Here is a 9,686-nt window from a genome sequence, read left to right as displayed (position 1 = left end):
CTGCCTTGGCGACTTCGTGGACAATGCCGCCGAATTTCGAAAAGAGGCTGCCCGATGTGTCAACCTGCGGAGTAAATTGTTACGGATAATTTTCCTATTTTTTCACTTCGCCACTTTGATAAAGCGCTCGGAAGAAATGATCGCGATACTTGTTGAACATTAAACTAGCCCATTCTTTGGTGGCTAACTCATGTACAGTAAGCATACGTTTAAAAGTCTAGTATATATCATGCCGCCTTCGGGCGTTTGTTGAATTGATGAATGCTCATTTTCTCTAAAATTGATGTACTCCGGAGAGTCTGTCATGGCTGCAAATTGGATGGAAAGGTCGCGCTAATGGACCGCGTGGCGACGTCAACTACTAGGACTTTCTGCGTGCGCAGGGCTCAGTGCACTCGCCGAAGAAGGCCTGACAGTGAGACGATGATCACAGAAGCTTTATCAGAATTCTTCTCAATATCCGGCAATCTTGCAGATTATGGGGATCATTTGCAAATTCGACAACTTTCTACCGTAGAATGTTAACGAACCAGGCGTGTTGACTGTCACCTGAAGTCAATGAAACTCTTGGCGGGATTCAAACGTCGTTTGCTTGTAGCAAACAAGCTTCAAGAAGGCCGGGCGTTAACTCAACTATGGTTCTATACGTATTGAGAATGAAATGGATCTGAGCATACTGGCAACGGGGATTGTGCGGATACTGGGAGTTACCGCGCTCGTGATCCTTTCCTATTCGATAGTCATTCGCAATTTTCCCAAGGGCTGGAAAAAGGGCGCGGCTGTTGGCGTCCTTTTTGCAGTCGGCGCCATATTGTCAATGAATGACCCCGTAACCATCGCACCGGGCGTTTTCTTTGACGGGCGTACGGCTTTGCTGGCGATTGTCTATCCTTATGGAGGGCCTATAGGCACCATTATTGCTGCATTCCTGATCGCTGGTTATCGCATATGGCTTGGTGGTATCGGCGCTTTGCCCGCCATGGTTTCGGTTTGTATGCTCTGCCTTGTCAGTTACGGTCTTACACGTATCCCGGTCAGGAAGCTCCCCATTGGAAGTATCCGATCAGTTCTGACTGGCCTTGCCGCATCACTGTCGATCGTATCGGTGGCTTTGCTGCCAGATGATGTGATCGCAACGATCATTGGGCCTGCGTTGATCGCGATCATATTGGCCAACGTTATCAATGTCGTCATCCTTGTCGATTTCCTTGAGCGGGAAAAATCTCGTCTGCGGATAATCCGGGCGCTGGAGCATGAAGCTTCCGTTGATCCACTGACCAAGCTGCAAAATCGCAGGGCCTTCGACAAAGCAGCACTGCGGGCAATGAATGATAACCGGGCAAACTCGACACATTGTTCATTGATCATGATCGATATCGATCATTTCAAAACCATCAACGACAGGCTTGGACATTACACCGGCGATACGGTGCTGGCCGACGTAGCGGCAATCATTCAGAAGAATGTGCGTCTTACGGATGTTGTGGTCCGGTATGGCGGCGAAGAAATATTGTTATTGCTGACAGATACCGGGCAGGATGCCGCAAACGAGTTGGCCGAGCGGGTTCGCAGCGAAATTGAAAGCACGGATTTCTTGACCGGTACAGAAAGCGTCAACGTCACTGTAAGCGCAGGTGTGGCCAGCCTCGGTGACAAATACGCCACCATGGAAGCTTTGCTCAAGGCTGCCGACAAGGCGCTTTATCATGCAAAACTAGGCGGCCGAAATCGCGTGGAAGTGGCTTGAGCTAGATACCCTCGCCGTGCGTATGCCCCTCATGGGTCAGCGTTGCAATGAAACGCTTTGTGCGCTCCTGCTTCGGTTGGGTAAAAATATCGCGCGAGGAACCTTTTTCAACGATGACACCGCCATCAAGGACAATCACCTCGTTGGCGATACGTGAGGCAAGGCGCAAATCATGCGTGGCCATGACCATCGTCGTGCCTTCCCGCGCCAGTTGAGCCAGGACATCGACCACCTCGCCGGAAAGCTCCGGATCAAGCGCCGACGTTGGTTCGTCACAAAGCAGAACTTTCGGTGACGGCGCCAATGCCCGGGCAATGGCAACGCGTTGCTGCTGCCCACCGGAAAGGGTTGAGGGCCAGACCTCGGCCTTATGAGCAAGCCCGACCTTTTCGAGCAAGGCCTGCGCACGTTCCCTTGCCTTGTCCTTCGGCCATTTGAGAACTGTCGTCAGTCCCTCCGTGACATTCTCGATGACAGTGCGATGCGGGAAAAGCTGGAAGTTCTGAAACACCATGCCGGTGTGCCTTCGCAGCAATTGGATTTGTTTCATTGAAGGCTTGACGCCCGGCTGGAACTCCAGACGGTCCCCTGCAATCTCAACACTTCCGGCAGTGGGTATTTCCAGAAGATTGACGCATCGAAGCAATGTGCTCTTGCCACCGCCCGATGGTCCGACAAGGGCCATGACTGCACCTTCGGTGACATCGAGCGAAACACTCTTCAAGACCTGAAGATCGCCGAAATTCTTTTCGATATTTTTCAGTTGGATCATCATGACCGGGCCTCCAGAAAACCGCCATAGCGGTTAAGACGCGTTTCCAGCCTTGCCTGCAGGGATGATAACACCGAACTCAAGATCAGATAGATGATTGCAGCCTCAATATAGAGGATCAGCGGTTCATAGGTTGTCGCGACAATTCTCTGGGCCGCCTGAAAGAGCTCAGGAACCGTAATGGCGGCAGCCAGCGACGTATCCTTCACCAGAGAAATAAACGTATTGGACAATGGCGGCACGGCAACGCGTGCTGCTTGCGGCAGGATCGTACGCCGCATGGCCTGCGACCAGTTCATGCCGATGGAATAAGCCGCTTCCCACTGACCTTTCGGCACGGAGGAAATGACCGCGCGAAGAATTTCTGAAGTGTACGCGCCAATATTGAGCGTAAAGCCGATCAATGCGGCTGTGAAAGCATCAAGAACGATACCGGCGCTTGGCAGACCGTAAAAGATCAGGAAGAGCTGAACCAAAAGTGGCGTGCCTCGAATGATCCAGACGTAAAACTTGACGATGGCCGCAAAGGGAGCCGGAGCAAAAAGCCGAACGAGCGCCGCTAAAAGGCCAACGGACAGCCCCAGAACGAAGGACAACAGCGTGAGCGGAATTGTGAAGATCAAGCCAGCCCACAAGAGCGATGGCAAGGATTCGAGCATCAAAGTCAGCCAACTTGGCACGGCCTGTTCTCCCCCTAAAAACCAAAGGCAGGGGAACGAGCCCCTGCCCTGTTAGAGCTCAAATTTCATTCGCCGTAAACGATGATTACTTGGAAACGTCCTGACCGAAATATTTGTCGGCAATCTGCTTGTAAGTGCCATCGGCCTTGATCTTCTCAAGCGATTTGTTGATCTCGGCCAGAAGTTCAGGTTCACCCTTGCGGATAATGATACCCGAGAAGTCGGCATCCTTCTGCTCGGCTGCAATCTTCACATTGGCGTCAGGCTTGTGTTTCTTGAAGTCCAGAAACGAAAGACTGTCATTGACGGTTGCGTCTGCACGGCCGCTCAGCAAAAGCTGGATCGACTGGTCAAAACCATCGGTACCTACCAGTTCGGCACCATTGCTCTGCGCGATCTTGCCGAAGTTGCTGGAAAGCGATTGTGCGGATTTTTTGCCTTTCAGGTCAGCAAAATCCTTGATCTCATCATTGTCACCCTTAACAATAAGAACCGCCTTGGAGGCAATGTAAGGTTCAGAGAAATCATACTTTTCCTTGCGGGCTTCTGTGATGCCGACCTGATTGATAACAGTATCGTAGCGCTTGGCATCAAGACCAGCAATCAACCCATCCCATTTGCCTTCCAGGAATTCAGCTTTGACGCCGAGATCCTTGGCGATGGCTTCGCCAATCTCGACATCGAAGCCGACAAGCTTGCCGGCCGCGTCATGATAGGTAAAAGGCGCATATGTTCCCTCAGTACCAATCTTGAGAACACCTGCCGATTTGATGTCTTCAAGGTTCGATCCCGCAAATGCATGGACAGGTGCGATTGCGAGAGCACCGACGACGACGATTGATTTCAGCCAGTTCATTTTGTTTCCATCCGATATTTGTACGCCGGTGCGTCTTTGTACGCATTTGGGCTAATGATTGGAAAATGTCACTTTGCAGAGCACCTGTATAGGCATTCAAGCGTTCCAATTCTAACATTATTCGAAAATGATACCACATTTTATGGTATATCAGGAATAATATTTCAAATGACCGAATGGCCGGATTTGGGTGGTTTTCTACACAATCCGCAGGCCCGTTGTGCCATGGAAAAGATGAACGTCTGTGGCCTTTATACCAAGGCCAATCGTGTCCCCCGGGCGCCGGTCTGTCCGGCCCATTGCGAATATGCAGGTCTGATGTCCGGACAGCTTTGTGTAGAACTGTGTCGACAGCCCAAGGGGCTCGATCACCTCTATTTGTGCCTTGAGGCCAGTACCACCACCAACTTCGATATTCTCGGGGCGAATGCCAATAGTCACACGCTCGCTGTCCGCAATATTCAATTCCGGCCGTAGATCAATTGTCTGGCCATCGCTTAACTCGGCCCAAGCCTTCTTGTTCTTGCGTCTTATGACGGCTGGAAGAAAATTCATTCCAGGAGATCCGATGAACCCGGCCACGAAAATATTGGCGGGATGGTCGTACAGTTCCAACGGTGTGCCGACTTGCTGGATAACGCCGTCATGCATGACGACAATCCGGTCCGCCATGGTCATCGCCTCAACCTGATCGTGTGTAACGTACACCGAAGTAGTTTTCAGCTGCTGATGCAGTGCCTTGATTTCCGTACGCATGTGTACGCGAAGCTTTGCGTCGAGATTGGACAATGGCTCGTCAAAAAGGAACACTTTCGGATCACGTACAATGGCACGGCCCATGGCGACGCGCTGGCGCTGCCCACCGGAAAGTTGGCGGGGAAGACGCTCGAGAAGCACATCCAGTCCAAGTCGCTTGGCAGCATTGCCAACGCGGTCAAGTACAAGCTCCCTGGCGGCTTTTCGCAGCATGAGGCTGAAGCCCATATTCGAAGCCACATCCATATGCGGATAGAGCGCATAGGACTGGAACACCATGGCGATGTCGCGATCCTTGGGTGCAACGTCATTGACCACGCGGTCGCCAATTTTGATCTCGCCTGCGGAGATTTCTTCAAGTCCGGCGATCATGCGCAGCAGTGTGGACTTGCCGCACCCGGACGGGCCGACAAGCACGACAAACTCACCATCCGGAATATCGAGGTCTACGGCCGAGAGCACATTCATCGCTCCATAGCTTTTCTGGACGTTGGTAATTGTGACGGAAGCCATATCGTTAAATCCCTTATCAGCCCTTCACTGCACCGGCCGTCAGGCCTGTGACGAGGTATCGTTGCAGGAAGGCGAAGAATATACATGCGGGTATCAGAGCGAGCACCGAGGCAGCCATCATCTGTCCCCAATCGACGGCAAATTTGCCGATGAATGTCAGCAGCCCGACTGCGAAGGTTTTCTGACTGTCGCTGCTGATAAGCATCAGCGCGAACAGCAATTCACTCCACGCTGCCGTGAAGACAAACCCAAGTGTTGCACCCATGCCCGGCAAGGTCAGAGGGATGATGACGCGGCGCAATGCCTGACTGCGATTGCAGCCATCAATCATCGCAGCCTCTTCCAGATCTTTCGGAATGCCATCGAAGAACGACTGCATAAGGAACGTCGCAAAGGCGATGTTGAAGGCGGTGTAGATGATAATCAGACCGGTCAGGCTGTTTGTCAGTCCGAGCTGTCCCATAATGCGGTAGATCGGAGGAATGACCATGACCAATGGGAACGTCTGGGTGAGAAGCAATGTGACCGCCACTGTTGTTTTGCCGCGGAACGAGAAGCGCGACATGGCATAGCCGGCTGCCGAGGCAATAATCGTAACGAGCACGGCAGTGATGACCGAAACGATAACGCTGTTGAGGAAGTAACGCGGAAAGTCGGTCGCGCGCAGGACCGTCTTGTAGTTCTCCCAGGTCGCAGCCGAGGGCCAAAGCGTGATGCCTTCGGAGTACAGAAGCGACTGCGGGGTAACCGAAATTTTCAACGTCCAGAACAGTGGAAAGAGCGCAAAAATCACATAAGCAGCAACAGCGCCATAAAGGCCTATACCGCCTAGAATCCTGGCATTGCGTGAGCGACCGGCGATCATCAGGAATACCTCACAAGAGATTTGCGAATGCGGATCAACACGATCGCGTAAAGGATCAGCAGTGCGAGCAACAGTACTGCGACGGCGGAAGCGTAACCCTTGTCCAGCGTTTTGAAGGCGCTGACATAGATGTAGGTCGCGACGGTATTCGTGGAACCAGCCGGACCGCCCTCGGTCATCACGTAAATCAGATCGGCAAATGTAGCGATCCAGATCGTGCGCAGCATGACAGTGATCGCAATGGTGGGCGCGAGGAAAGGCAGCGTTACCTTGATAAAGCGCTGCCATGGATTTGCGCCATCAATAGCCGCTGCTTCGTGCAATTCACCCGGAATGGACTTCAATGCAGCCAGCAATGTAATGGCGAAGAACGGCACGCCAAACCAGACATTCGCGATGATCGGACCCCACATTGCAGTTGCCGGGTCGGCAAGAATGTTGGTGGGTTCTGACTTCAGACCCAAAGCAAACAACCAATGCGGCAAGGGTCCGACAATTGGGTTGAACAGCCACGCCCATGTAAGGCCGGAAAGGAAGGATGGAACTGCCCAGGGCAGAAAGACAATCGCCTGGACGATTTTCTTGCCGTAGAAATCGCGATCAAGCAAAAGCGCGAGCCCGAGGCCAAGGAAGAACTGCAGGACCAGACTTGCGACGGTCCACCATAGCGTGTTCATCAGGGCCTGACCAAGATTGGCGTCGTGAAGCAGTGCCTCATATTGGCCAAGGCCAACAAACTCGGATTTGAAAGCCGAGAACTTGCGGAATGAGTAGCTGATACCGAAGATCAGCGGCACAACAAGCACAAGCAAAAGCAGGACAAGCGCGGGACTCAGATAGAGCCATGGTTCGAAAACAGCCGAGAAACGGCGTTTGCCAACTTCCCTACCATTTCCCTGCGGCAAGCCTGCCGCTGTTGATTGCATGACCATGTAACGGGCCCCCCAATAATGGAAATGCTCCGGCACAGCGCACCGGAGCATTTATTCAACTCAATTTATTTCTTATTCTTGGCCAACCAGGCTTGCTGCTGTTCGGTAAGGAAAGCAGCCCATTCGTCCGCAACGGCCTTTGGAGTCTTTTGACCTAACAGGACTTCCTGGAAGTTCTTGACTGAAACGGAGTCGTAGAAATTGCCGAGGTTTTCCAGATGAGTTGGCGGCGTGACGAGCTCGAAAGTCTTTGGATCGTTGATCTCTTCGAACCAACCCTTGAAAGCTTCCGCGCCGAAGTAAGGATCTTTGTCTGCACCATTATGGATCGGCAGGACACCGACATTCCTGGCGAACTCGATATTGTCTTCCGGTGAAAGGAGGGTAGCCATCAGCTTCCACGCGTCATCCTTGACTTCGGAATCTGCAAACATCGCCCAGCCTGCATAACCCAAGGTCGGATAGGATTTGCCATTCGGTCCGGTTGGCAAAGGAGCAACGCCAAAGTCTTCCGCCTTCATCTTTTCAGCAATACCGATGAGAGCATCGGGGTCCTGATCAAGCATCGCGCATGTTCCGGAGTAGAATCCGGTGACAATTTCGTTGAATCCCCAGCTGACGCTGTCCTTCGGGGCGTAGCCATTTTTGTAGATATCGGCCAGCATTTCGAGACCCTTTACCGAGCCCTCCTCATTGATGGTCGCAGTTCCATCGGCGTTGAAGTAACCGCCCTTGCCATTGGCAATATTCATGAACATCTGAACGCCATTGAAGCCGCCGGGACCACCCCGCAGGCAATAGCCATACTTGCCGTCGAGCGCAGAAATCTTCTTGTTGGCTTCCATGAATTCATCGAGTGTCTTCGGTGCCTCCTTGAGGCCGGCCTCGGCAAACAGCTTCTTGTTCCAGAACATGGCCCGGATGTAATAGCCATAAGGGATCATATATTGCTTGTTATCGACAACGGAGCCGAACTGCCTGGCGCGATCGCCCAGCGTGTCAGCATCTTTCCATTTGGCGAGGTAAGGCCCGAGGTCTTCGAGCTGGGCATTGTTGGCATAAAGTCCCATCCAACGCTCTGGCATCTCGACAATGTCAGGCGTATCGCCGGCCTGAACCATGGTCAGAAACTTCTCGAATGCCTGCCCCCACGGCAGCGATACCAGCTCCACTTTGGTGCCGGGGTTTGCCTGCTCGAAGCTGGCAATCTGCTTTTTCAGCAATTGGGTACGTGGCGGGCTGGTGATAACCTCGACCATCTTGATTGTTGTATCAGCAAAGGCAGCCGATACTGTCATGGACAATGCTGCGATTGCGCTGGCCAGAAATGTTCCCATTCTCTTTTGCATTTTTATGCTCCCATTTTCTTTTTAAGTTCAGCGTTTTGCCGAGATGAACGCGTTAGCGAGGTCCGCCCAAAGTTCTTCAACATTTTCAAGTCCGACATGCAGGCGGATCGTTCGAGGGCTTACGCCAAAGCGCCCGATCGAATTTGCGTCCGGTGTTTGCTGGAGTGAAGCAAGCGCCGGTACAACGAGGCTTTCGTGCCCGCCCCAGCTGACACCGATGCGGAATAGTTTCAGTGCATCGACGAAAGAAGGCACGTCGATATCGTCAGTAACCTCGAATGAAAACAGTCCGGAATAGCCGCTGAGCGTAGCTTTGCCGGGATGGTTGGAGTAGACCGGATGCATGACGCGTTCGACATTGCCGTGGGCTTTCAGCCGTTCTGCAATGGTAAGGCCGCTCTTCATGTGATGCGGCAGCCGCAGCGTCAGGGTACGCAAGCCGCGCAGCAGCAGCCAGGCTTCAAAGGGCGAAAGTTTCGCGCCGAGATAGGAGTATGTGCGGCCATTGATACGCTCGATCATCTCGCGAGACCCGGACACAATACCTGCAACAGTATCACTGTGTCCGCCAAGATATTTGGACGCGGAATGCATAACAAGATCAATGCCATGGCTGATCGGCTTCTGGAAAAGCGGCGTTGCCCAGGAGTTGTCAATCGTGGTTACAACGCCGTGTTGTTTGGCAAGGCGGGCATAGTGGGCGATGTCCTGCAACTCGAACATCATGGAGCTGGGGCTCTCGAGGTAGAGCAGTTTTGCCCCGGGCAAAGCTGCTGCTAAAGCATCGGGATCAGAGCCATTAACATAGTCGACCTTGATACCGAGATGAGGCAAAAGGCGCTCGAACAGACGATAGGCGTCACCATAACAGTTGCGGACAGAAACAATGCGTTCGCCTGCTCCGACGAAAGCCAGCACCATGGCGCTGATAGCGCCCATACCGCTCGAAAAGGCCCGCGCAGCCTCGGCACCTTCCAGTGCCGCGATCTTTTGCTCGAACTCCATGACAGTCGGATTATCGCCGCGGGAGTACATTGGCTGGCGTTTGCGACCGGCAAAAGCGTCGGCCATTTCCGCATAATTTGAAAAAGTGAAAAGTGACGTTTGATAAATTGGCGGTACAACCGATCCGCCCGGAAACGGATCGTCGTGGGCGAGAAGAGTCGCGGCTTGCGCCATCACGTCCTGGTCGTGGAAGTAAGGATTGTCACTCATT

General features: G+C 52.8%; 9 protein-coding genes. 1 reads left to right on the top strand and 8 read right to left on the bottom strand.

Annotation, left to right across the window (positions count from 1 at the left end; all coding sequences use genetic code 11):
• Window positions 1-661 precede the first annotated feature (661 nt).
• A complete protein-coding gene (locus tag ABKW30_RS21880; RefSeq protein ID WP_348601033.1) occupies window positions 662-1,747 on the top strand; it encodes a diguanylate cyclase in 1,086 nt (361 codons plus the stop codon).
• A 1-nt stretch (window position 1,748) separates the two neighbouring features.
• On the opposite strand, the gene ABKW30_RS21875 is transcribed toward ABKW30_RS21880, so the two are convergent.
• From ABKW30_RS21875 to ABKW30_RS21840, 8 genes are all read right to left on the bottom strand, one after another.
• Window positions 1,749-2,519, bottom strand: a complete 771-nt coding sequence (locus ABKW30_RS21875; protein WP_348601116.1) for an amino acid ABC transporter ATP-binding protein — start codon at window positions 2,517-2,519, stop codon at window positions 1,749-1,751.
• Window positions 2,519-3,199, bottom strand: coding sequence for an amino acid ABC transporter permease (locus ABKW30_RS21870; RefSeq protein ID WP_348601032.1), 681 nt, complete (start codon window positions 3,197-3,199; stop codon window positions 2,519-2,521). The genes ABKW30_RS21875 and ABKW30_RS21870 overlap by 1 nt, the downstream gene beginning before the upstream one ends.
• Before the next feature lie 85 nt (window positions 3,200-3,284).
• Entirely contained in the window at window positions 3,285-4,055 is a 771-nt protein-coding gene (locus ABKW30_RS21865; RefSeq protein WP_348601031.1) for an amino acid ABC transporter substrate-binding protein, read from the bottom strand.
• A gap of 198 nt (window positions 4,056-4,253) precedes the next feature.
• A complete protein-coding gene (ugpC, locus tag ABKW30_RS21860) occupies window positions 4,254-5,324 on the bottom strand; it encodes a sn-glycerol-3-phosphate ABC transporter ATP-binding protein UgpC (RefSeq protein WP_348601030.1) in 1,071 nt (356 codons plus the stop codon).
• 16 nt (window positions 5,325-5,340) lie between these two features.
• Window positions 5,341-6,189 (bottom strand): carbohydrate ABC transporter permease, encoded by an 849-nt coding sequence (locus ABKW30_RS21855; RefSeq protein WP_348601029.1) that lies wholly within the window; start codon window positions 6,187-6,189, stop codon window positions 5,341-5,343.
• Window positions 6,189-7,121 (bottom strand): sugar ABC transporter permease, encoded by a 933-nt coding sequence (locus ABKW30_RS21850; protein WP_348601027.1) that lies wholly within the window; start codon window positions 7,119-7,121, stop codon window positions 6,189-6,191. Before ABKW30_RS21850 ends, ABKW30_RS21855 begins: the two co-directional genes overlap by 1 nt.
• A 65-nt stretch (window positions 7,122-7,186) precedes the next feature.
• Window positions 7,187-8,458 carry a sugar ABC transporter substrate-binding protein gene (locus ABKW30_RS21845; protein ID WP_348601115.1) on the bottom strand — a complete coding sequence of 424 codons (1,272 nt, stop codon included), beginning with the start codon at window positions 8,456-8,458 and terminating at the stop codon, window positions 7,187-7,189.
• Between the two features lie 39 nt (window positions 8,459-8,497).
• Window positions 8,498-9,685 (bottom strand): PLP-dependent transferase, encoded by a 1,188-nt coding sequence (locus ABKW30_RS21840; RefSeq protein ID WP_348601026.1) that lies wholly within the window; start codon window positions 9,683-9,685, stop codon window positions 8,498-8,500.
• Between the last annotated feature and the right edge of the window lies 1 nt (window position 9,686).

This window comes from Phyllobacterium sp. SB3 (assembly GCF_040009165.1).
Lineage (GTDB): Bacteria > Pseudomonadota > Alphaproteobacteria > Rhizobiales > Rhizobiaceae > Phyllobacterium.
The sequence above is the reverse complement of the archived record's forward strand: the minus strand, read 5'-3'. Positions and strand labels throughout refer to the sequence as shown.

Excerpts from the sequence above, each read along its gene's own strand:
- ABKW30_RS21880 (WP_348601033.1), top strand. The coding sequence starts at position 662 with ATGGATCTGAGCATACTGGCAACGGGGATTGTGCGGATACTGGGAGTT.
- ABKW30_RS21875 (WP_348601116.1), bottom strand. The coding sequence starts at position 2,519 with ATGATCCAACTGAAAAATATCGAAAAGAATTTCGGCGATCTTCAGGTC.
- ABKW30_RS21865 (WP_348601031.1), bottom strand. The coding sequence starts at position 4,055 with ATGAACTGGCTGAAATCAATCGTCGTCGTCGGTGCTCTCGCAATCGCA.
- ugpC (WP_348601030.1), bottom strand. The coding sequence starts at position 5,324 with ATGGCTTCCGTCACAATTACCAACGTCCAGAAAAGCTATGGAGCGATG.
- ABKW30_RS21855 (WP_348601029.1), bottom strand. The coding sequence starts at position 6,189 with ATGATCGCCGGTCGCTCACGCAATGCCAGGATTCTAGGCGGTATAGGC.
- ABKW30_RS21850 (WP_348601027.1), bottom strand. The coding sequence starts at position 7,121 with ATGGTCATGCAATCAACAGCGGCAGGCTTGCCGCAGGGAAATGGTAGG.
- ABKW30_RS21845 (WP_348601115.1), bottom strand. The coding sequence starts at position 8,458 with ATGGGAACATTTCTGGCCAGCGCAATCGCAGCATTGTCCATGACAGTA.
- ABKW30_RS21840 (WP_348601026.1), bottom strand. The coding sequence starts at position 9,685 with ATGAGTGACAATCCTTACTTCCACGACCAGGACGTGATGGCGCAAGCC.